The sequence below is a fragment of the Pseudazoarcus sp. NS34 genome, from assembly GCF_059703725.1.
Genome location: NZ_BAAKIZ010000003.1, coordinates 366,557 through 389,407 on the forward strand (window position 1 = coordinate 366,557; position 22,851 = coordinate 389,407).

The following is a 22,851-nucleotide window of genomic DNA, read 5'->3' on the forward strand; positions in this document are numbered from 1 at the left end:
AGTAAGCGGCTTCAACGGATCCGGCAAGCTTTGTTGCAGCAACAAACATGGAAGTCTCGATCTCCTTCAAGGTTGAACAACGGGGTAGCCGGGAGCGGGCACGGCATCCGCTTGCGCGGCTGCTCGCCGCGCCACTACCGCCACCGCGGCGCCCGTGATGAACCACACGTACCAGTTGTATGCGAGGTAACTGAGCATGTTGTCGGCGCCCGAAATGATGGCGTACTGCACGATCAGCGCCGCCGCGACAAACGCGCCCAGCCGGTCTTCCGAAGCCATGCGACGGATGGCGCGATACAGCCCCAACAGCAGCGCGAGATACGCGAGCAGCCCGACGATTCCCAGGTCGAAGAACAACTGCACGTACACGTTGTGGGCATCGAAGTGGTTGCCGCCCGACATCGAGAAGAAGCTCGGCGAGTAGTGCCGGAAGGCGCTCACGCCGTAGCCGAAGGCATAGCGCAGCGGCTCCATCCAGTGCAGCCCGTCTTCCCAGATGAGCTGCCGCCAGGCGAATGAATTGAGCCGCGCGTACGGGTCGAAGGGGTTGCCGCCACCCAGATCGAGCAAGCGCTCCTGCACTGCCGGCACGAACAGCGCGGCGACCCCTGCCAGCGTCAGATAGACGAGGTAGCGCCGTTCGAACAGCAGCCCGTACAGCACGAACATCGCAAAGCAGGCCACCCAGGCACTGCGCGTCTTGGTCATCAGCAGCAGGCCGGCGAGCGTGATCATGTAGGCCCACAGCACGCTGCGCGTGGCCGGACTCACCCGGAAGCGCTCGGACTTCACCGCGTAGAGCACCACCGCAATGACCAGAATCAGATAGAACGCGAAGATGTTGGGGTGCGTGAAGGTGCTGCGCAGGCGCAGGCCATGCAGGCCCGTTGCGCCTTGATTCAGCGCGAACTCGACAACGCCATACAGCACCGGAATGACCGACGACCACAGCACGAGCCGGAAGCACTTGCCCAGATCGTCCACCGAGTGCACGTAGAAATACGCCGCCATGAACACCGCGAAATACGAGCAGATTGCCAGCGCCGCGCGGATGGCCTCGCCCGGCGCCGGCGCATACGCGACGCCCGCCAGGAAGACGCAGAGAAACGGCAGCCAGATCTTCACTCCCGGCCAGTTGATCCTGTCCCTGTTCTCGACGACGGTGAGCAGCGCGATGAGGCACACGCAGGCATTGACCAGCCCGCCGACCCCGATGGCGTAGCCACCGAGGGCAAAACGCGTGGTCTCGAATGCCACGTCGCCCGATGCGCGAAGCAGCAGGATCAGTGTCAGCAACAGGAAGCGGTTGAAGATCAGCAGGAACAGCAGCGCCAGCGCGGCGGGCAGCACCAGCAGCCGGGACACGCTGTCCCCCATGGCAATGCTGTAGGCAGGGATCGCAGCGCCCACCAGCACAGCCACGGCGAGGCAGCTGAGCACCGCCAGCAGGCCGCTCGAGCGGCTGTGCTGGGCCCAGTCTGACCAGGCCCCGCCAGAAGCGCAGGCGCCCCGAGCTCTCGGCTGGAAGAATCGGACGCGCACGAAGCTCATACAAAAGCCCTCCATGTGTAGCGCCGGACACTGCGACGGCGCAGCAGCCCCAGATAGCGTTCACCCGCATGACAATGCTGCCCAGGCCAGCGCCCGACCGACCGCCGGACGAGCGCGCTTGCGCGGCTCCGGCCCGATCGGCGCGGGCTCGCTGGCCGCGCAATCGGGCTGCGCGGCTGCCATGTCGCCGGCTGGCGCCTCAATCCACACGCACCAGCTCCCCGGCCACTGACGACACGCCCGAGTCGCCGCTGATGGCATGCAGTACCGGGCGGACCGTGCCTTGGGGCCAGACGAAATTCGCCGTTTGGCCGTCGGCCAGCTGGCCGCTGTCAAACACCGTGGCGCCGCCGCTCACATTCACCAGACGCAGGCGGAAGAGCCCGCCGCCGGTGGTGCGGGAACGCACCTGGTACGAGGCTCCGGGCACGGGCACGGCCCACTTGACGGGTTGCATGCTGCGGCCGCTGGCATTGGTCTGCGCCACGCGGCTGGCGCCGGGCGGAAACACCACTTCTTGCCGCCAGCTGTTGAATACGCCGGCGCGACTTCCCTTGGGCACCGTCCACGGGCCACGCATCGACAGCAGGTTGAGACGCTCGTCCCGCTGGAACTGGTTGCCCTCGCCGTCAATCCAGCCGTCGGTCTCGACCACCTGACGCAGGCCTGCACGGATGCGCTCGAGGTCAGCCGCAGCAACGGAGTTCCAGCCACCGCGATGCAGATTGAAGTCCGATCCGTTCTCCACGTAGATGACGTAGGGCGTGCCGTGATTGCGATCAACCACATAGGCGCCGTAGGTCTTCAGCGTCTCGGCGACCTTGCGCACCGCCGGGTTGCGGATGGTCTGGGTATCGAACGACGGCGGCAGCATCAACAGCGCGCCCTCGGGTATGGCGCCGGTGTTCTTCACGGCGTCGCTGTCTGCCGAGGTAGCCGGGAAGATGTAGGCGGGATCGGCGGCAAGGCCGTTGAAGGTGAGCGACATCGCGAGCGCGTGGTGATACATGCTCTCGCCGTCGTTGATTTCGTTCTTGCGGATCAGGCCGGCCATCGTCGGCACCGCCGCTGCCCGCGCACCCTTGAAATAGTGGGCGGGGTCGCCCCAGCCGCGCCCGCCGAGCTCGGCCCAGGCGTACTGCGCGGCCACCCAGGCACCGTCGACCTGCCTGAGCTTCCAGAACGAGTGAATGATCCCCGTCTGCGGATCAACGATGTCCGCATGGCCGTCGGCGCCGCTAGCCGGCGTGACGTCATCCGGCCAGCGCGGAACGGGCACATTGCCGTAGACCTCCGCGTCCGGCTGCCACAGCCCCTTGGAGTTGGGCAGCCCCTGCACGGTTACCGGCGGATCATCCGGCATGGCCTCGAACACCCCGGTGGACCATTTGCCCTGGGCAATGGCGGGGACGTAATCGGAGGTCGGGATGACGAAACTCCCGAAACGCGGATTGACCGGCTTGCTGTTCCACGGAGATTTCGGCGAGAACGGCCGCTCGACGCTACCGAACTCGCCGTCCACCGCCTGTGCGGCAGACGCTGCGCCGACGACCAGTGCGAGGGTCAGCCCAAGGCGGGCCCCCGCAACTCGCATGAAAACGGCTCCGGGAAAGACTCCGGAATGCTGCACCTTTGAAACAGACATATGACCTCCGATCTCCTTCAGGGTTGTTGGACGATGGATTCCTTGGAGACGCCCACGGCGTCTGTTTGCGCGGTCTGCGCTCGCTTGGCCACCACGGCGACAGCCGCACCGGTGATGAACCACACGTACCAGTTGTATGCGAGATAGCTGAGCATGTTGTCCGAGCCCGAAATGATGGCGTACTGCACGATCAGCGCCGCCGCGACAAACGCCGCCAGGCGGTCTTCCACGGCCACACGGCAGATCGATCGAAACAGCCCCAGCAACAGCGCCAGGTAGGCGCCCAGCCCGATGGCGCCCAGGTCGAAGAACAGCTGCACGTACACGTTGTGTGCGCCGAAGCGGGTGCCACCCGACATCGAGAAGAAGCTCGTGGAGTGGTGCAGGAAGCCGCTCACGCCGTAGCCGAAGACGTATCGCAGCGGTTCCATCCAGCTCAGCCCGTCTTCCCAGATGAGCTGCCGCCAGGCGAAGGAGTTGAGTCGCGCATAGGGGTCGAATGGGTTGCTTGCGCCGAGGTCGAGCAAGCGCTCCTGCACCGCCGGCACGAACAGCGCGGCAACCCCCGCCAGCGTCAGGTAGATCAGATAGCGCCGCTCGAACAGCAGCGCGTACATCACGAACATCGCGAAGCAGGCCACCCAGGCACTGCGCGTCTTGGTCATCAGCAGCAGCCCGACGAGCAGGACCATGTAGGCCCACAGCGCGTTGCGCCTGGCCGGCGTGAGCTGGAAACGCTCGGACTTCACCGCGTACAGCACCACCGCGATGACCAGGGTCAGGTAGAAGGCCAGAATATTGGGGTGCGTGAAGGTGCTCTGCAGGCGGAAGCCATGCAGGCCCAGCGCGCCCTGGTTCATCGCGAAGTCGACAAAGGCATACAGCACCGGGATCACCGACGACCACAGCACGATGCGGAAGCACTTGCCCAGGTCGTCCACCGAATGCACGTAGAAGTACGCCGACATGAACACCGCGAAATACGAAGAAATCGCCAGCGCCAGCCGGATCGCGTCGCCCGGCACCGGCGAATACAGCACGCCGGCGTAGAACACGCACAGGAACGGTAGCCAGATCTTGGCGCCCGGCCAGTTGATGCGGTCCTTGTGCTGCATGACGATCAACACCGCGATGAGGCACACGCAGGCATTGATCAGCCCGCCAACCCCGATGGCGTAGCCGCCGATCGCAAAGCGCGTGGTTTCAAACACCACGTCGCCCGACGCGCGAAACAGCAGGATCAGCGTCAGCAGCAGGAAGCGGTTGAAGATCAGCAGGAACAGCAGCGCCAGCGCGGCGGGCAGTACCAGCAGCTTGGCGATGCTCTCGCCCATCGCCAGGCTGTACACGGGAATCGCCGCGCCCACCAGAACCGCCACGGCCAGGCAGGTCAGCAGGGGCAGCCACTCACCGGCGCGGAGGCGTTCGCCATATCCGGACAAGGCGTTGATCATCGGCCTGCCTCCACAAGGCTGGCCTCTGGGCGCGGCGCTTTGGCGCGCAGGCATCGGGCGGCGTTCATTGGAACGCCCGCGATGTGCAGCGGCGCACGTAGCGATGGCGCAGCAGCCCCAGGTACCGCTCGCCGGCGTAATACAGCCGTTCCCGCCAGCGCCACAGCGCGTACCAGACCAGCAGGTTGCCGAGCGCTCCGCTGCGTGTGGCGTCCACATGCTCGCGCGGCAGCGACAGCGTGACGGGGCTGTCGTCGCCCAGCGCCAGCGTGCTGCGCAGATGTACCGCCGAGAACACTTCGTACACATGGGCCGGACAGCCGCGCCAGCGGTTGAGGATCACCGGCACGCCGTTGATCTCGGCGTCCCAGTAGTGATGCTCGCCGGCAGCGAAGAAGGCACTCTCCAGCCTCAGCCAGGTGGGCTGGAGCGACACGAGATTCAGCGAACCGCTGACCAGCGTGACGCCCTTGAGTGCGCTGACATGCTCGATTTCCGCAGCGCGCACGCACGTCGCCGCCCCCCGTCCGCGCAACACCGAACAGGCAATGCTCGTCACGTCGGCTCCAGCCACCTGCTGGCTCATGCAAAACTCTCCGCTCATTGGATTCGCGTCTCCACCGCATGCACCCACCTAGCGCAGCAGCGCGCGGCTGCGGATCACCGCCGCCACACTTGCGCGAAACGCTGGCCAGACGACACACAGCAGGCCAAAGGTGGCGAGCATGGTGACCGCGCCGAGCGCAATGCTCGCCAGCATCGACACCTCGAACTGCGCGACCGCCAGCGCCGAGGCCGCGCCACACAGCGTGTAGGCAGCCAGCAGCAGCAGGCCGTTGCGCAACATGCCGCCGGCCGGCGCGCCCGATTCGCGTATCCAGTACAGCCCCAGCAGCCATTTGAAGCCGAGGCCGGCGGCGTAGGCCACTGCCACGCCGAAGACGCCCCACAGCGCACCGAACAGGATCGCCGCGATGATCACCACGCGCGTCACCATCACGTAGCGCAGCTGCGAACCGGTCAGCCCCTTCGACAGAAAGACCCAGTACGTCGCGTAGCTGGCGGCCTGAAAGGCGCCGCCCACGGCAAGGATCTGGAAGATCGGCACGGCCCCCGCCCACTGCGGACCAAGCACAAGCAGAATCAGCGGCTCAGCCAGCGCGCAGGCGAACGCAAACACGCCGATGACGACGTGCAGCAGGGCCGTCTGGCCGTGCAGCAGAAAGGCGTTGTAGCGCGCCGGCTCGGCGTGCAGACGCGACAGCACCGGCAGTGCAATGGTGGTTGCCGGGGCGTTGATCTGATTCAGCGGCAGCATCAGGACCTGATACGCACGGTTGTACAGGCCGAGCGATTCCGCACCGAAACGCTGGCCGATGACCAGCGCATCGACGTTGCGGCTCGCATAGCCGATGAGCTGCGTCAGCATCAGGTTCCAGCCATAGCGCAGGAACGCGCCCATGCCGGCGCAGCGGCGCGGCAGACCCGGCCACCAGCCAGAGAGCACTGCGAACAGGATGAGCATCGCCAGCGCATGGCTGACCTGCTGCGCAACCAGCGCCCAGTAGCCGTAACCCTCCAGCGCCAGCACCACGCCCGCCACCAGACCAACGGCCTGCGCAGCGATCTCCACGATGGCCAGGCGCCCGAAGCGCATGTCGCGGTTGAGCTGCGCGCGAAACTGGGTGGCCAGACCGTTGAGCAGAAAGGTCACCGCCAGCGCCTGGGCGATCGGCTCAAGCAAGGGCTGGTCGTAGAAGAGCGCGATCCACGGCGCGCCGGCAACGACCGTGGCCGAAAGCGCCAGACCGATGCCGCTGTTGATCCAGAACAGGTTGCTGCGCTGGGCGGGCGATACGCTGCTGGCCTGAATGGCCGCCGACGAGAGCCCGAAATCACGCAGCACCTCACCGATACCGACCACGGCAACGACCATGGCCAGCAGACCGTAGTCGCCGGGAGAGAGCAGTCGGGCCAGGATGATGATGCCGCCGAACTGCAGCAGGATCTTGAGCCCCTGCCCGCCCATTGTGACCAGGGCGCCGCGCGCCGCCAGCTTGCCCAGGGGCCTGCTCGGCGGCATGACGACATCCTTGTCGGTGGCGGCAGGGTTGCTCATGCTTCCTCCGTCGCGTAGCCGCGCAGCACCGAGAGATAGGCGCGGCAATGATTCGCCCCGGCCTCGGCCCAGTTGCGACGCGACAGATCCGGCGTGGGCGCACGCTGATCGCAGCCAACCCGCTGGAGGGTGGACAGCAGCGAGTTTTCGCACAGCTCACCCTCGTACATGTAGATCCAGCCCGGCCCGACTTCATCGGCCAGCGCCTCGTTGGCCTCGTTACGCGGCACCAGCACGGGTCGGTTGAGCGACAGCGCCAGCAACAAGGAACCGGAGTTGTGCATCTTGAGGAAGGGCAGAACGACGATTTCGGCCTTGCCGATTTCCTCAGCCAGGGTTTCGTCGTCGACGTAGTCGAGCAAGGCGTCGATGCGTTTGTCGGCTTGCGTGGCCGCCTCGATCTTCTCGCGCATCTTCGGCGTGGAGGGGTGGCCGACGATGCGCAGCGTCATGCCCGCCGAGCGCCACGCTTCGACCGAGCGGAATCCTTCAAGCAGCCCCTCAATGCCCTTGTAGGGCCGGATCAGGCCGAAATACAGCAATCGGCCCGGCACGCTCGGGGGGACGGCAAAACCGGAAAACCAGTCACGGTAGTGGCCGTGCAGGATGGTGGTGGCTTGCGGCGGAAGCGCCGGCGTTGTCTCGTTGATGCGGATCCACATCTTGGTGCGACGGTCCAGCATGCGCAGCAGACGCCGCTCCATGGCACTGGCACCCTCATGCGGCTCCAGGTTGTGCAGGGTTCGGGCCACCGGGATGCCCGAGATCGTCAAACGCAGCATGAACGCGGCAAACAACAGGTACTGAAGCAGCCGGTTGCGGCCCTGCTCGCGCAGCAGAAACTCCGGCCAATGCACGTGGAACACGTCGTAGCGACCGAAGATCGCCTTTTTCCACGAGAAGAACTCGACCTCGGCATGCGGTTCGATGGCACGTACCAGTTGCTTGAGATACGGATTGTCGTTGCGGGTATGCGGCCGCAACGATTGCAGCACCACGATCTGGGGCTGCACATCCGGCCGGATACCTACCGCTGAGGTCATGCTTCATCTCCGATTGGAACCAGACGCGCTGATTGCATTAACGAACTTGCTGAAATACGCAGGAACCCGAAACGACCACGCAGGCCGTGAACGGGCAAGCCCCAAACTTTCATGTCATCGAGCGAACGCGCGGCTGCGGGACTTTTCCCGCGCGCCGCGCCGCCATCGCTCAACCGACACTCGCGCGCGTCATGCGCAGCAGACCGGGCAGCCACACCCCGAGCCGGACAAAGTCCACGTAGTCGCGGGCGGTCGGGCGGATGCCATACAGCCGGGCGAATAGCTGCAGGTAGAGCTGCTGCGTCAGACGGCTATCGCCGCTGGCGTGGGCCTCCCGCACGATCTCGAACGCCGTGCGCATCTTCTCTTCGCTCTTCTGCGAGATGCGGTCCTGCCGCGGCGAGTTCTCGAAGTTGTAGGTCGCCTTGTCCACCAGCCGACCCGGGCCGAAAGTCTTCAAGACGCGCATGAAGAACTCCAGGTCCTGCCACGCCGGCAGCGCCGGGTTGAACAGCCCTGCTTCGATGAAATGCCGTCTCGGCGCAAAGATCTGATTGCCCACGACATTCCCGGCAAACATGTCTTCGAAGCTCGCCATGTCCGGCTTCTGCGTGCGATGGGTGATCTTTCCGTACTCGACAACATTGAGCTGCGAGTACAGGCAGGAAGGCAGTTCGCTGGACATCAGGACATGGGCCTGCCAGGCGTCAACAAAGGCCTCGAGGCGATTCGGGGTGAACACATCGTCGTCGTCGAGCCCGGTGATGAAATCGCCCTGCGCATCCTGGATCGCCAGGTTCCGCGCGGCTGCGCCGCCCACCGAAGTGCGATTGGTGATGACCCGGATGCGTGCATCCCGCGCGCTGGCATTGCGCAGCACACTGGCCGTGTGGTCTTCCGAACCGTCGTCGACCACGATCAGCTCGAAATTGACGTAGGTCTGCCGCAGCACCGATTCGATGGCGTCCTGCACCATGTCCGCCCGGTTCTTGGTAGGCATGTAAACAGTGATCAGCATGTTGCACTCGTCTGAATTTCGTTGAACCCCTGCGCAGCCGAAGCGGCGCGCGGGGCACGGTCAATGGGCATTCATCACCGTTCCGACCAGGCTCGCGTTGGCGCAACGCAGCGCGTCGGCGCAGTCGCGCAAGGCGCTCGACCGGCTGACGTTCTGCCGCGCAACCATCAAGCCCCCGCGCGCCACGGCGGCGACCGCCTGCATGTCGGCGTACTGGGAGGCCGGAGAGGTGTCGATGATGATCACGTCGTAGGCGCCGGCGAGCTCGGTGAGCAGACGCTGCAACAGCGGTCGCGACAGCAGTTCCTGCGGGTTGGGCGGGACCGCTCCTGCGGGCAGCACGGACAGATCGACGAACTCCGGAATGCGCTGCACGGTGGCCCGTTCGACGCGTCCGGCGAGGATGGAGGACAAACCGAATTGTTCGTCGAGCCCAAAGCGCAGGTGCTGACTGGGATTGCGCAGATCAGCGTCGATCAGCAAGGTGCGCTCGCCCAGTTGCGAGAAGACGACTGCCAGGTTGGCCGCCAGCCATGACCGCCCCTCGCCCGCCTCGGGGCTGATGATCGCCAGGGTGTTGGGCGTGGCCGCTTCGCGAAACCAGCGCAGCATGAGCTGGCAGCGCAGCGCCCGCAGGGCCTCCACTTTCGGCGAGAAGGGTTCATAGGCGGCAACCACCGACTGCGATACGCGGTTCTCGCCCGGCTGCAGATAGGGGTAGTCAAACTGCCGCGACAAGGCAAACTTGATGTCGGTATCGGCCAGCAGGCCCAACTGAATCGCGGCATCGCCAAAGCGCATGCTCTGCTGACGCTGCACCCGCAGGATGCGTTCGGCATCCGCCGGCTGCAATCGGCCGGAATCGATCAGGATCGCCCCGATCGAACGCCGGGCCAGAGGAGGGTTATTGGGAGCATTCATGGTGTTGACCTCACGCTGGAACCGGATAGGAAGTCCGCGAACCTGAACCGCCGGGGCGGTCGGAATCGGGGATTACGCCAAGAAGAGGTGCGCCGGACAGCGTGGCCAGTTCGGCCGGACGGCGCAGGCGCGGATCACGAAACTCGAGCAGCAATGCAGCGGCAACGCCAAGCAGACCGCCAACGATGCCGGCGAGCGCCAGGATCAGAAGCTTGCGCGGCCCGGCGGCATACAGCGGGGGCGATGCCTCGGTGAGCACCGAGACATTGGTCTGCTGGCTCTGGCTCTCGAGGCTGGTCTGGGCAAGGCGCTGGGAAACCAGATCGTGGGTGCGCTGCGCACTCTCGACGTCGCGCTGCAGCACGGCGATCTGATCGCGGTGGGATTTCAGTTCGAGGACGCGGGCGTGCTGCTCCTTCACTGCAGCCGAAATCTCAGCTTCATTCGCGGTGCTGATCAGGCTGGAGGTGTTGATGGAACGCGCGATGCGCTGGATTTCTTCGGACAGCCGCTCGCGCATGGAAGCGATTTCGGCATTGATGCGCCCCAGTTCAGGGTGATTCGGGCCGACCCGTCCGGCCAGCTGACGTCGCTCGGCTTCCTTCTTGGCGAGCTCACCCTTGAGATTGGAAATCAGCGGGTTCTGCATCACTTCGGGCAAAGCCTCGCCGGCTGCCGCCTGGCTCTGCCGCGAACGGCTGTCGGCGCCCTGCCCCTGTGCCGCGATGAGCTGTGTGGACAACTCGACGAGCCGCGCCGTCTCGAGGTCCAGACGCCCGGCCGTCGCCACGATGCCGTGCTCCTGCTCATATTCCGACAAGCGTCTTTGCGCCTGTTCGAGATCGTTGCGCAAGCTGCGCGTGCGCTCATCGAACCACGCGGCGTACTCCCGCGCCGGCTCGACCTTGAGCTCAAGCGTCGTCGCAATGTAGGCCTGGGCAAAAGCGTTGGCGATGCGGGCGGCGAACGCCGGATCCCGACCCGAGTAGGCAATGGTGATCACGCTGCTGTCGCGCGACGGCCGGACCTCGACCTTGCTCTTCAAGGCGGCCGCCAGCCAGACCTCGATCGCGCCTTCGCCATTGGTGGCCTCAAGCCACTGATCCTGCACGGCCGGCAGCTCGTGCATGCCGGTCATTTCGACCACGCGCCGGGCAACCCGGTCGGAACGGATGATGTCGACCTGGGTGGCCAGATAGCCAGGGGCCATCTGCGTCGGCATGAACGCGCCGCCCACCGGGTCGGCCGACTTGATGTCGACGATCACCGCCGTTTCGGCCGAGTACTTGGGCGGCAGCAACAGACTGGCCACGAGTGCGCTTGCAACCACGACAACAACGATCGTCGCGATGAGCCACATACGGGCATGGAGTATCAATAGCAGCTGAGAAATGGGCATGGTCGCCTCCTCGATCAGAACAGGCTTTCGCGGATATGCACGACGTCGTTCGGCAGCAGCAGGTCGTCGAGCCCCGGCTCGATGATCTGCAACTTGCCGCCTTCGTCACGACGATGGACGCGCAGCCCCCGCATCGTTCCGCGCGCCGTCAGGCCGCCGCCGGTCGCCAGGGCCTGGATGACACTCATGTCGCGTTCCAGACGAAAGGCGCCGGGACTTTGCACTTCGCCGTAGATGTAGAAGACCGGGGCACGCTGTACGTAAATCATGTCGCCGCCGACCAGCGGCACGTTGCGGTCGTGCCCGTCATCACTGAACAGCGAGGCCATGTCGACCTCGATGCGCATGGGCTTGCCGTTACGCTCCCCGATGAGGACGACCTGCTCCGAGCCTTCCTCGGAAATCCCCCCGGCGGTCGCCACCATGTCGGCCAGACGCTGGTTGAAGATCTCAAGCGGATAGCGCCCCGGCCGATCGACCTCACCGAGCACCACCACCTGATTGCCGCGCATTTCCATCGGCAGGATGTTGACGTGGGGCTTGATCACGAAGCCGCCTTCGCGCAACCGGCCGGCGATCGTGGCCTCTGCGTTCGAGATGGACTGCCCGCCGACCCGCACCGAACCGAGCAACGGGAAGGTCAGCGTCCCGGCCTCGGAGACCCGCGCCTCGGTCGTCAGATCCGGGTTCTGGAAGACGGTGATGCGCACGATGTCGCCAGGGCTCAGGACGTATTCCTGCTTCTGCGCCAGAGCCGTTGACGACAGGCACGCCGCGAACAGCAGCCAGACCAGGGCCATCACTGGCCGGCGGAAAATGTTTGCATTCATGCTATCCAGCCTCAAATAAGGTTTGATCGATCCATCCGGCGACTCGCGCCACCGGAACAGAGCCGGCCACAGGCCGGCACCGCAACTCACCGCAAGCCCGCAACACCGCGCTCGAACGCAGCCTGAATCGGCTCATTCGCGACACGGTCGGCTGCTGCGGTCGGGGTTTCGGCAGCAGCTTCGGCGCCCTGCGCACTCGCCTTCTGCATGAAATCCCTGCCGTACTGAATGCGCGCCGCGCCGCGCAGGCGGGCGAGCTCGTCACGCGCAACCTTGATCATTTCGTCGTTCATCAGGTATTCCTCGATGCGTGGCTGCGCCTGCGCAAGGCTCAGCGGCTCGCTGCGAGCGCCCACCAGATGGATCATCTGGGCGCCCGAGGCCGTCCGGGCCAGGGCGATCTGTCCACTGCGCATCCCGGCAAAGTCGCCGAGACGCTCGAACGGCAACTGCTCGGCCGCGCGCACGACTTTTGCTGCCTGGAACTCGATGCCCTTGGCACCGAGCCACACCAGGACTTCCTCAAGGCTGCGCGACTCCGAGAGAACTGCCTCCAGCGCCTCGAATTGCCCTTGCTCCAGCTGCACGACGATCTCCTGCAACTCGTACACCCGGCGCTTCTCGAACAACGCGGGGTTGGCCTCGTAGAAGGCCTGGACCTCGTCTTCCGAAGGCGGCGACGCCGGCCCGACGACGCGATCCAGATAGGCACGCACCAGAATCTCGCGCCTTGACGCCTCCAACTCCCGCGCCACCTCGGGATCGCGCTCCAGATGACGCTGGCGGGCCTTCTGAACGATCAGCTCCTGGTCAATCAGCCACTCAAGCGCCTCACTTCCCTCCTGCACGCCTCGCCACTCGCCGGGCCAGCCTTCGGAACCGAGCATGCGGCTCACCTGGTGAACGCTGATTTCGGCGTTATTGACCTTTGCCGCGACATCCGGATTCCGGCCTGCGTCGTCCCCACTGCACCCGGCGAGCAGAAACAGCACAGCGAAAACTCGGGCACGCTTCAGGCAGAGAAGCGAAAACATGGGGCGACCTCTTGAATGCAATATGGCGTTGTGCAACCGCACAAATAATGACGAATGCACGGTATCAGTCGTACGGACCTGGTTAAACCTGATTCGTGTTGCTGATTGAAAGAAAACGCAAAGCAGAAGGCAATGGAACGTGAATTAGGAAGAGGCTACGAATTTGAATGAATGACTAAAATAAATGATCCAGACTCCCCATCAATCAAGGTTCATTCTCTGGCGCGCCATGAGACCGATCAGCACAAGGCCGGCGAGAAGCATTGCATACGGATCAGGCTGATGATGTGCCGCAGAACGCTCGGGCAACGCCATCGCATCGGCGAAAGCCTGTCCGGCAGGGCGCAAGGCAATTACCTCTCCCGCACCCGCTGGCTCCGCTCCCGCCAGCGCAAATGGAGCCGACGAGGCGTAGCGCGCCATGGAGACGAAATCCGACGATTTGAGGCCGAAGAAAAGGTTGACATGCCCGTCCCACGGCTCGCCCGAGAACTCGCTGAACCAGCGACCAGCGCTTGATGCAGAGCGGAAAGAGGCAGGCTCGCCGAGACCGTCGACGGTCGAGGAACGCAGCAGGTGCACGCCGGCGGGCAAGGCACTGGGGGCCTGCGCCGCGCCGCTTTGGGAGCGCTCTTGATCGAGCGACGCCACCGCTGGAGCGCTGACGCTCCCGATCGCACACGCAACTGCAAGCGCTATAGAAAAATCTGAAATCGCCCGTTTCACGGATCACTCCTTGAAGTCGTTTTCGAGATATCCCGGAATAAAGCCAAGCATCATTCAGGCCAGAAAATAAATATGTTTTTTGTGCAGGAAGTTCAGATTGCCGCATTGAAATATCAATACGAGCACAGCGCTGCATTTCACTCGTTCAATGTGAGCAAAGTGAGTGAGTGGATTGCCGAAGATGTATCCGGATATGTTTCTCGCCTAGCTTTTCGGGCTCGGGCGGATGTCAGCAAACCACGCTCGTGCGGGAATATTGCAGGCTTCAGACTGAATGCTGCGCCGCATCATTAGCGTCGCATTTCTATACATTTGAACGGACGCAGGAGAGGTGTCCGGATTAGGTTGGGCGCCGCACGTGGGCGCGTTACCTCAACTCCGGGACGAGCGCGAAGCAGCACGACGCCGGGCAAGTGCGTCGGCGGGTATCAGACAGAAGAGTGAAACGGCGCTAACCCGCACCAGAACGGAGCAGGCAGGCACCAAACAGGGGAAAATTTCAGAAGGTAAAGCGCACCGACAGGCTGGCTGAATCGGAGTCGTAGTCTCGCGACGCGGTGTTGGCCTGACGCTCCTGGTGGCGGAGCATGAAGGTCAAGGTAAGCGCATCAATCGGCTTGTAGCGCAGATTGAGCCCATAGCGATGCGTGACGTCATCGCGCGACGGGAGGTCTTCTGGCGCCACGTCCAGCCCGGTATCTCCACGGAAATCCCGGCGCAAACGCTGATACTCGGCACCCAGCGTGATCTTGTCGGTAATCGCCCAGGACGGGCTGATCTTCACTGCACGGGTGACGGCGAAGGTCGTGAGGAGGTCTTCTTCCGAGCCGATTTCACGACGCAGGGCGAGGTTGACCGACAGCTTCCCTGTCGCCATCCAGTCGAACTCAAGCCGTCCGGTCGCGCCGCTGAAATCCCGGTTCGGGGCCGTATCGTAGGTGCGCCGGGTCTGCCCGACGTAACCGCTCATGCGAAACTTGCCCGTCATCTGCCAACGGGTGTTCAGGCGCAGTTCGCGTTGCTGGTAATCGCGCGTGGAGCCGGGCGCGCTCGGGCGATTGATATAGGTGCCATCGGTGTCGTGGTACGACACACCCAGCTTGTTGCCACTCCTCGGATGCCAGTCCATCTTGAGGATCGCGGTACGGGCATCGAACTCCGCCCCGCTGCGGGTCTCTCCGGTAAAGCGGTTGCCCGCGCTATCCATGCCCACCGCGGCCGACCAGCTCGGATGCCACGTGAAACGCGCCTCGCCGGCCGCGCGTCGGTAAGTGTTCATGCTGCGCTCGGTATCGACGAAGTCGTCGAAACTGGCCAGCTGATCGATCTCGTCGTAGCTGAAACGGCCGCTCCAGCGCTTGCCGAGCTCCCAATCCCATGCGGCACGCATGTCGTGGGCCGTATGGTCGAGATTCTTGTTGACCGAATATTCGTTGCGCGACATTCCGAGAGCAGCACTCAGTCGCTGCCGGCTGTAGGTCTGGTCGAAGCCCACTTTCGCAAAGGTGCTGGTGACGTTGTCGTGACGCTTGCCATTCGGACCGGTTCGCCCCTCGCCGACACGATAGAGGTTGCTGTCGTAATAGTGGCGATAACCAACGTCTGCGCTGAGCGACTCAAGGCGCTCGGCGCTGGCAGGTTGAGCAAACCCCTGTCCGGCAAGCAGAACGCCGACAGCAAGGGCGTGGCCGAGAACGGGGCGGAAGGTGTCGGGCGGTGAGTTCATTCGTTCAAAGCCTGGCCCAAAGTCATGAGATGCGCCTGCCCAACGCGGATGAACATGCCGGATGACTCTGCATGCGGGGGGCATCGGCAGAACTATAACCGAGGCTTTGCCGCCGCTGGTGTAGCAGATTGTGAGAAGTGATTCGTTACACAAAGCGAAGCGCCTGCCCGAGCCCGTAGGTTAGTTTTTGCCGGACCCGTCGCGTTGCCGGCCCTCCGGCGCGCCTGTCAGGCGCTCTACCCGGCGGGAAGCCTCCCGCTCTTCCGAGCACACGCTTCCCGCCTGACGCCCGTGTTCGACTCATTGGAGCCGCAAGAGCAAATGCTTTTCGCCATGGAGAAACCGACCCATCTGCTGCGCAACGGCTTCACGCTGCCGGGTGCGATCGAGGCATTTCTCGACCCTCTTGTTGTGGTCTCCGTGCTGCTCGCCAGCACCATTGCTATCAACGGCCAACTCGCACCCCAGTATCTGATCCTGGCGCTGCTGGCCTTCGCACTGACCTTTCCGGGCAACATCGGCTTCCACGAACCGCCGAACCGGATGCTGCGCAAGATCTTCACCAACTGGCTGCTGTTCGCGCTGGCACTCGGCGCCTTCGGCTATGCCACCGGGTACACGGGCCACTTCCTTCCCAACATCCTGATTGCATGGGGTGTGCTTACGCCTTTCGCCCTGGTGGCAGGACATGCCTTGGCGCGATACACCTTGCCGCGCTTGATCGCCGTCGGCGCGCATTGCAAGACGGCAGTGGTGGTGGGCGTGAACGACATCGGCTTGCGGCTCGCCGAACAGTTCCAGGACAACCCCTATCTGGCCACCCAGGTCATGGGCTACTTCGACGACCGCAGCAGCGAGCGCCTGGACAAGACCGACAAGCTTCCCGTACTGGGGCAGATGCAGGACCTGGCGCGCTACGTCAAGGCCAAGAACATCGACGCCATCTATCTCGCGCTGCCCATGGCGAGCCAGCCGCGCATCCTCACGCTGCTCGACGACCTGAAGGACACCACTGCCTCGATTTACTTCGTGCCCGACATCTTCGTAACCGACCTGATACAGGGCCGCATGCGCGGGGTTGGCGGCATGCCGGTGGTGGGTGTTTGCGAGTCCCCGTTCACCGGCTTCAACGGCGTCATCAAGCGACTGTCTGACATCGTGCTTTCGATCCTGATCCTGATCATGCTGACGCCGATCATGGTCGCCGTGGCCGTCGGCGTGAAGCTCTCTTCGCCCGGCCCGATCGTGTTCAAGCAGAAGCGCTATGGCCTTGATGGCAAAGAAATTCTCGTCTACAAGTTCCGCTCGATGACCACCACCGACAACGGCCCGGAAGTCAAACAGGCCACCAAGGGCGACCAGCGCATCACGAAGTTCGGCGCCTTCATCCGGCGCACCTCTCTCGACGAGCTCCCCCAGTTCTTCAACGTCATCCAGGGGCGCATGAGCATCGTTGGCCCACGCCCGCATGCCGTCGCCCACAACGAGACTTATCGCAAGCTGATCAAGGGCTACATGGTCCGCCACAAGGTCAAGCCGGGCATCACCGGCTGGGCGCAGGTGAATGGCTACCGGGGCGAAACCGAAACCATCGACAAGATGGAAAAGCGCATCGAGTACGACCTCGAGTATCTGCGCAACTGGTCTCTCGGTCTGGACTTGTGGATCACCATCAAGACTGCGCTGCTGGTCGTGAAGGACCGCAACGCCTACTGAAATCCCTGCGCTCGCGCGCAAGGCTCATCTCGCCCCGCTGCGCACATCCCGGGGCGCAGGCCGTCGGCCCCAATGGTCTCGCAGCGCAAGACATTCCCGATTACCCCACGCATCTGACGCAGGCCCATCCGGCCGCTCCGTAACCTCACGTTCACGCTGTCTGGCTAGGGTGAATGCATGACGGCCTCACCGGTTGTTACGGGTTTTTGGCTGCAACTGCGTCAAGGTGGCGTCCCCCCGCATAGGATCTCGAAGTGTGCTGAGCAAAATCTTCAAACAACAGAAAAGCCCTCCAGCCGTTGCTCCACGGCTGCCGTATCCACATGTGGAGCTGTTCCATTGGTCACCAAGTGACGGAAGCATCAATTTCGGCGACCGACTCTCCGAAGTTGTCTGCCGACAGATCCTGGCCGAACGTCATTTGAGCCTCGACGACCAGGTGGAGCGCCGCTCCAGATTGCTGGCCATCGGCTCGGTGCTGCATTTCGCCGAGGACAACAACCACGTCTGGGGATCCGGCTGGAACGGCAAGGTCGGAGAAGAACACTTCACAGCCCGGCAGCTCACCGTGCATGCAGTCAGAGGCCCGCTCACCGCCGAGTTTCTGCGCAAACGGGGCATTTCGGCACCGGACGTGTTCGGCGACCCTGCGCTGCTGGTCCCGCAACTCTTCGAGGGTCGATTCGAGCGCCAGCCTGTCGAGGATTATCTTTTCGTGCCCAATCTGCACGACATCCGTCTGGTGGAGGCTCACCCTCACGTGGTGTCACCACTGTGGGGCTGGAATGTCGTCATCAAGGCCATCCTCAACGCGCGCCTGGTGCTGGCGAGCTCGTTGCACGGGCTGATCATCGCTGAGGCCTTCGGCATACCGGCCCGATACGTGCGCCTGTCGCAAACCGAGGATCTGTTCAAGTACAAGGACTACTACTTCGGCAGTGGCAGAACCGAAGCAGAGTTCGTCTTCGCCAACTCGATCGAAGAAGGACTGGAAATGGGGGGCATGCCTCCTCCGCGATACGACCCAGCCCCCCTGCTCAACGCATTCCCGTTCGAATTGTGGCGGGAAGCTGCCTGAGCGCGTAGCCCGGCCAAGGGATAGTTGCCGTGCTGCAAGGCACAGATTTCGATGCCACACTGGTAGCGGACGCCACCGCCACTTAGCTCGGCGGTGCGCAAAAATCTTTATCAGAATGCCCGCCGGGGAACCTCACCATGACCGACACGCAGCGCCAAGCCGTCGCCCGCCATCTGCTCATCCACGGCAGGGTGCAGGGTGTGTACTACCGTGCCAGCGCCGAGCAGGAAGCCCTGCTGCTGGGGCTTTCGGGCTGGGTGCGCAACCGGTCTTCGGGTGAAGTGGAAGCCGTGATATTCGGCCCCGAGGAGAAGGTCGAAGCTTTTATCGACTGGGCCCACGAAGGTCCGCCCTCAGCCGAAGTGACGCGCATCGAGATTACGGCGACGGAACCGCCGGACGAGGGCTTCAGGGTCTTGCCGACGCAGTAACGCCATCGGTCGAAACGGCTTTGCGCCGGCAGCGAATGCCGGCGCCTCAGCTCCGGTACAGCAGTTCTACCGCGTCCCCCGGCAACCACTCCCGCAGGTTCTCGAGCAGCGCGTCCTCCGGGCGGATGCGCCAGGATTCGCCGAACGGCAGGTCGACCTCGGCCACCGCGTTGCGATAACGCAGCCGCACCGGGCAACCACCATCACGGAAAGGCCCGAGCAGCGATTGCAGGCGTTCGACGGCGGCAATGGCGCCGCCGGCTTCACCCACTTCGCCGTTGAGCTTGAGCTGTAACGCCGTGGCGAAGCGGCTGCGCGCCTCGCCCAGTGTCATCAGCTTGTCGGCGATGATGCGCAGGCCACCCTCGCCGTTGAAATCATCGCGGCTGACCTTGCCTTCGACGATCAGGATTTCATCGGTAACGATTTTGCCGCGGTTGGCGTCGAGCACTTCGGAATACACGGCCACTTCACGCGGCGTGGTGCCGTCGTCGAGTTGAACGAAGGCCATCTTGCCGCGGTTGCCGACCTTGGTGCGCACCTCCATCACCACCCCGACCATCAGTGCCAGATCGCGTGAGGGCTCGATGTCGGCCAGCGTGCGGCGAATGAAGCGCCGCACTTCCGGCTTGAAGCAGTTGAACGGATGGCCCGACAGAAAGAAGCCGATGGCGGTCTTCTCTTCCTTGAGGCGCTCGCGATCACTCCACGGGCGCACCGAAACGAACGCCGGCGCAGCCCCCGCGGCCTCCGGCATCATGTCGAACAGGCCGCCCTGCATGGCGTTGGCGGCGGCTTGGTCAGCCGCATCCATGGCCAGACTGACCGTGGCGACGAGTTCGGCGCGGTCACGGCCGGCGTGGCCCGGCAGCGTGTCCATGGCGCCAGCGCGAATCAGCGCTTCGACTACGCGCTTGTTCACCATGCGACGATCCACACGTTCGCAGAAGTCGAACAGGTCGCGGAACGGCCCAGCCGCTTCGCGCGCCGCGACGATGGAGCGCACGGCCGGTTCGCCGCAGCCTTTCACGGCGCCGAGGCCGTAGCGGATGGTCTTGGAATCCGTCGGCACGAAGCGGTAGTCGGATTCGTTCACGTCCGGCGGCAGCACCTTCACCCCGTTGGCCACCGTGTCTTCGAAGAAGATGCGGATGGTGTCGGTGTTGTCCAGATCCGCCGACATGGTCGCCGCCATGAAGGCCGCGCAGTGGTGCGCCTTGAGCCACGCCGTGTGGTAGGTGACCACCGCGTAGGCAGCGGTGTGCGACTTGTTGAAGCCGTATTCGGCGAATTTGGTCATCAGCTCGAAGAGCTGAACCGCCAGCGCCGGGTCGTAGCCCTTTGTGGCGGCACCATCCGCGATGGTCTCGCGGTGCTTGGCCATCTCCTCGGCCTTCTTCTTGCCCATCGCGCGGCGCAGCATGTCGGCGCCGCCCAGCGTGTAGCCCCCGATGATCTGGGAGATCTGCATGACCTGTTCCTGGTACACGATGACGCCGTAGGTCGGCTCCAGGCAGGGTTTCAGATCGGGGTGGAAGTAGTCGATGGCCTGCTGGCCCTTCTTGCGCAGGATGAAGTCATCCACCATGCCCGAGCCCAGCGGGCCCGGTCGGTACAGCGCCAGCACGGCGATGATGTCCTCGAAGCGGTCGGGGCCGAGCTTCTTGAGGAGCTTCTTCATGCCGTCCGATTCGACCTGGAAGATCGCCGTGGTGTTGGCGTCTTTCAGTATCTTGTAGGCGGCCGGGTCGGTAAAGGGCAGCGAATTGAGGTCGGGCTTCTCGCCGGTGAGGCGCTCGACGTACTTCACTGCCAGATCGATGATGGTGAGGTTGCGCAGGCCGAGGAAGTCGAACTTCACCAGGCCCACGGCCTCGACGTCGTCCTTGTCGAACTGCGAAACCGGCGTGGCGTCTTCACCGTCGGCGATGTACAGCGGGCAAAAGTCGGTGAGTTTGCCCGGCGCGATCAGCACGCCGCCGGCGTGCATGCCGACGTTGCGCGACAGGCCTTCGAGCGGCAGCGCGAGTTCCCACAACTCCTTGACCGATTCGCCATCGTTGCCGTCGGCCATCATCTCGCCGATCTGTGGCTCCATCTCGTAAGCGCGGTTCAGCGAAACCGGCTTGTTGGCCTCGACCGGAATCAGCTTCGAGAGGCGGTCGCACAAGCCGTAGGGCAGATCCAGCACACGGCCGACGTCGCGCACCACGGCCTTAGAGGCCATGGTGCCGAAGGTGGCGATCTGGCTGACCGCCTCCTTGCCGTAGCGCTCGCGCACGTATTCGATGACGCGGTAGCGGTTGTCCTGGCAGAAGTCGATGTCGAAGTCGGGCATCGACACACGTTCCGGGTTCAGGAAACGCTCGAACAGCAGCGCATAGGCGAGCGGATCGAGGTCGGTGATGCGCAAGCTGTAAGCGACCAGCGAGCCGGCGCCCGAACCTCGCCCGGGGCCCACCGGTACGCCGTTTTCCTTGGCCCAGTTGATGAAGTCGGCCACGATCAGGAAGTAACCGGGGAAGCCCATCTGGATGATGGTGTCGGTCTCGATCTGCAGTCGCGCCTCGTAGCGCGCACGCTGCGCCTCGCGTTCCGCCTCGTCGGGATAAAGTTCCTTGAGCCGCACTTCGAGCCCGGACTTGGCCTCGGCCACCAGGAAGTCATCCAGCGTCATGCCCGCGGGCGTCGGGAACTGCGGCAGATAGTTCTTGCCCAGTTCGACGCTGAGCGAGCAGCGCCGCGCGATCTCGACGGCGTTCTCCAGCGCCTCGGGCAGATCCGCGAACAGCGCGCACATCTCGTCCTGGCTCTTGAAGTACTGCTCGGGTGTGAAGTCACGCGGCCGGCGCTTGTCGGCCAGCACATAGCCCTGCGCGATGCACACGCGCGCCTCGTGCGCCATGTAGTCATCCGGCGCAATGAACTGGATCGGGTGCGTCGCCACCACCGGCAGATCGAGCCGGCCAGCGAGCAGCACCGCCTCGGCGATGTAGGTTTCGGTGCCGGCATGACCAGCGCGCTGCAGCTCGATGTAGAACGCATCGGGAAAACGCGCCGCCCACCACTTGGCGAGCACGTCGGCCGTATCGCGGTTGCCGTTCATCAACGCCTGGGCGATGTCGCCCGACATTGCGCCGGACAGGCACAGCAGGCCCGACACCGCCTGCTCGTCGAACCACTCGCGGCGCAACTCCGGGCGGCCGCGGTGCTTGTTCTCGAGATAGGCGCGGGTCAGCAGTTCGGAGAGCTGGCCGTAGCCGCTGCGGTCGCGGCAGATCAGCAGCACGCGATGCGGCTTGTCGCGCTCGGCCTCGTTGGTGATCCACACGTCGCAGCCGATGACCGGCTTGATGCCCTTCGCCCGCGCGCCCTTGTAGAACTTGACCATGCCGAAGAGGTTGGCCAGATCGGAAATGCCCAGCGCGGGCATGCCTTCTTCGGCGGCGCGCTCAATGGCCTTGTCGGTCTGGACAATGCCGTCCTGGATCGAGTATTCGGAGTGCAGGCGAAGGTGTACGAAGCGGGGGGTGCGGGCGTCCATGGCGAAGGAGTTTACCCGATCCGGGAGCGGGTGACGGACGGTGTCACGAAACGGATTTGTAGCGCTTCGATGGACCGCCGCGTTCGTCCAATCTGTATGGGCGCAAGCTCTGCGGCATGAGGGGCCGCATGCCTCGACCGGCCGGGATTTCGCCCCGGCGGGCGACCTTCTTTCTTGTAGTGCAACAAGAAAGAAGGCAAAGAAGTGCACCCTCCTCGCCGGCCCTTCGGGCTCCCTTCGCTGCGAGCACTCCCGGCGGCCGGCCTTGCGAACTCGCTTCGCTCAAACAGCAAGGCCGGAAGGCCCCGCCGTGAGCACTCTTCGCTCAGCGGCTCAGAAGGGATTGAAAACCATCCGCAGCGCCCTGCCCTTGTAGGTCAGGCAAGCGCCGCAGGCGCGCACCTGACATCGGCCTCGACGCAATCGCAAACGCCCAACTCCAACACGTCAGGCGCAAGGAACCCGTTACAGCCTTGGCGGTTCACTTGGTGCCAATTTCCCCTCTGGCTCGCCGAGTGGAGGGCGGTTTCGCCGGGGATGTCCGGTCCTGCTGTCTGAGCGAAGCGAGTTCAGGACCGGCCGGTGAAACCGCCCGGAGCGAGGGAAGCCCGAAGGG

Annotated in this window: 17 protein-coding genes; 3 read left to right on the top strand and 14 right to left on the bottom strand. The window is 64.1% G+C overall.

Annotated elements, in window-relative coordinates; translation table 11 throughout:
• Nucleotides 1–66: 66 nt before the first annotated feature.
• The 13 genes from AC6H0N_RS11900 to epsL form a co-directional block, all read right to left on the bottom strand.
• Nucleotides 67–1,551 (bottom strand): O-antigen ligase family protein, encoded by a 1,485-nt coding sequence (locus AC6H0N_RS11900; RefSeq protein WP_497574324.1) that lies wholly within the window; start codon nucleotides 1,549–1,551, stop codon nucleotides 67–69.
• 199 nt (nucleotides 1,552–1,750) lie between these two features.
• On the bottom strand, nucleotides 1,751–3,145 hold the full coding sequence (locus AC6H0N_RS11905) for an Atrophin-1 multi-domain protein (protein WP_497574325.1): 1,395 nt from the start codon (nucleotides 3,143–3,145) through the stop codon (nucleotides 1,751–1,753).
• A 68-nt stretch (nucleotides 3,146–3,213) separates the two neighbouring features.
• The gene (locus tag AC6H0N_RS11910) at nucleotides 3,214–4,650 is read right to left on the bottom strand and encodes an O-antigen ligase family protein (protein WP_497574326.1); all 1,437 of its coding nucleotides are present in this window, start codon (nucleotides 4,648–4,650) and stop codon (nucleotides 3,214–3,216) included.
• Between the two features lie 64 nt (nucleotides 4,651–4,714).
• A complete protein-coding gene (locus tag AC6H0N_RS11915; RefSeq protein ID WP_497574327.1) occupies nucleotides 4,715–5,236 on the bottom strand; it encodes a hypothetical protein in 522 nt (173 codons plus the stop codon).
• 48 nt (nucleotides 5,237–5,284) lie between these two features.
• Nucleotides 5,285–6,769 (bottom strand): lipopolysaccharide biosynthesis protein, encoded by a 1,485-nt coding sequence (locus AC6H0N_RS11920; protein WP_497574328.1) that lies wholly within the window; start codon nucleotides 6,767–6,769, stop codon nucleotides 5,285–5,287.
• Entirely contained in the window at nucleotides 6,766–7,812 is a 1,047-nt protein-coding gene (locus AC6H0N_RS11925; protein WP_497574329.1) for a glycosyltransferase, read from the bottom strand. Before AC6H0N_RS11925 ends, AC6H0N_RS11920 begins: the two co-directional genes overlap by 4 nt.
• A 169-nt stretch (nucleotides 7,813–7,981) precedes the next feature.
• Nucleotides 7,982–8,830, bottom strand: a complete 849-nt coding sequence (locus tag AC6H0N_RS11930) for a glycosyltransferase family 2 protein (protein ID WP_497574330.1) — start codon at nucleotides 8,828–8,830, stop codon at nucleotides 7,982–7,984.
• Between the two features lie 60 nt (nucleotides 8,831–8,890).
• Nucleotides 8,891–9,751, bottom strand: coding sequence for a chain length determinant protein tyrosine kinase EpsG (gene epsG, locus AC6H0N_RS11935; RefSeq protein ID WP_497574331.1), 861 nt, complete (start codon nucleotides 9,749–9,751; stop codon nucleotides 8,891–8,893).
• 10 nt (nucleotides 9,752–9,761) lie between these two features.
• Nucleotides 9,762–11,150 (bottom strand): chain length determinant protein EpsF, encoded by a 1,389-nt coding sequence (epsF, locus tag AC6H0N_RS11940; protein WP_497574332.1) that lies wholly within the window; start codon nucleotides 11,148–11,150, stop codon nucleotides 9,762–9,764.
• A 14-nt stretch (nucleotides 11,151–11,164) separates the two neighbouring features.
• Nucleotides 11,165–11,980, bottom strand: coding sequence for a polysaccharide export protein EpsE (gene epsE, locus AC6H0N_RS11945; RefSeq protein ID WP_497574333.1), 816 nt, complete (start codon nucleotides 11,978–11,980; stop codon nucleotides 11,165–11,167).
• Nucleotides 11,981–12,066: 86 nt separating this feature from the next.
• On the bottom strand, nucleotides 12,067–13,014 hold the full coding sequence (locus tag AC6H0N_RS11950) for an EpsD family peptidyl-prolyl cis-trans isomerase (RefSeq protein ID WP_497574334.1): 948 nt from the start codon (nucleotides 13,012–13,014) through the stop codon (nucleotides 12,067–12,069).
• A 201-nt stretch (nucleotides 13,015–13,215) separates the two neighbouring features.
• Nucleotides 13,216–13,740 (bottom strand): hypothetical protein, encoded by a 525-nt coding sequence (locus tag AC6H0N_RS11955; RefSeq protein WP_497574335.1) that lies wholly within the window; start codon nucleotides 13,738–13,740, stop codon nucleotides 13,216–13,218.
• A gap of 499 nt (nucleotides 13,741–14,239) precedes the next feature.
• Nucleotides 14,240–15,466: an XrtB/PEP-CTERM-associated polysaccharide biosynthesis outer membrane protein EpsL gene (epsL, locus tag AC6H0N_RS11960; protein ID WP_497574336.1), complete on the bottom strand. Its 1,227-nt coding sequence runs from the start codon at nucleotides 15,464–15,466 to the stop codon at nucleotides 14,240–14,242.
• Between the two features lie 321 nt (nucleotides 15,467–15,787).
• Here epsL and AC6H0N_RS11965 point away from each other — a divergent pair, with 321 nt between their 5' ends.
• From AC6H0N_RS11965 to AC6H0N_RS11975, 3 genes are all read left to right on the top strand, one after another.
• Complete coding sequence (locus AC6H0N_RS11965) at nucleotides 15,788–17,182, top strand: undecaprenyl-phosphate glucose phosphotransferase (protein ID WP_497574337.1); 1,395 nt, start codon at nucleotides 15,788–15,790, stop codon at nucleotides 17,180–17,182.
• A 256-nt stretch (nucleotides 17,183–17,438) separates the two neighbouring features.
• The gene (locus tag AC6H0N_RS11970) at nucleotides 17,439–18,260 is read left to right on the top strand and encodes a polysaccharide pyruvyl transferase family protein (protein ID WP_497574338.1); all 822 of its coding nucleotides are present in this window, start codon (nucleotides 17,439–17,441) and stop codon (nucleotides 18,258–18,260) included.
• 137 nt (nucleotides 18,261–18,397) lie between these two features.
• Nucleotides 18,398–18,691, top strand: coding sequence for an acylphosphatase (locus tag AC6H0N_RS11975; protein ID WP_497574339.1), 294 nt, complete (start codon nucleotides 18,398–18,400; stop codon nucleotides 18,689–18,691).
• 46 nt (nucleotides 18,692–18,737) lie between these two features.
• Here AC6H0N_RS11975 and dnaE read toward each other — a convergent pair whose 3' ends face one another.
• The gene (gene dnaE / locus AC6H0N_RS11980) at nucleotides 18,738–22,235 is read right to left on the bottom strand and encodes a DNA polymerase III subunit alpha (RefSeq protein ID WP_497574340.1); all 3,498 of its coding nucleotides are present in this window, start codon (nucleotides 22,233–22,235) and stop codon (nucleotides 18,738–18,740) included.
• Nucleotides 22,236–22,851 lie beyond the last annotated feature (616 nt).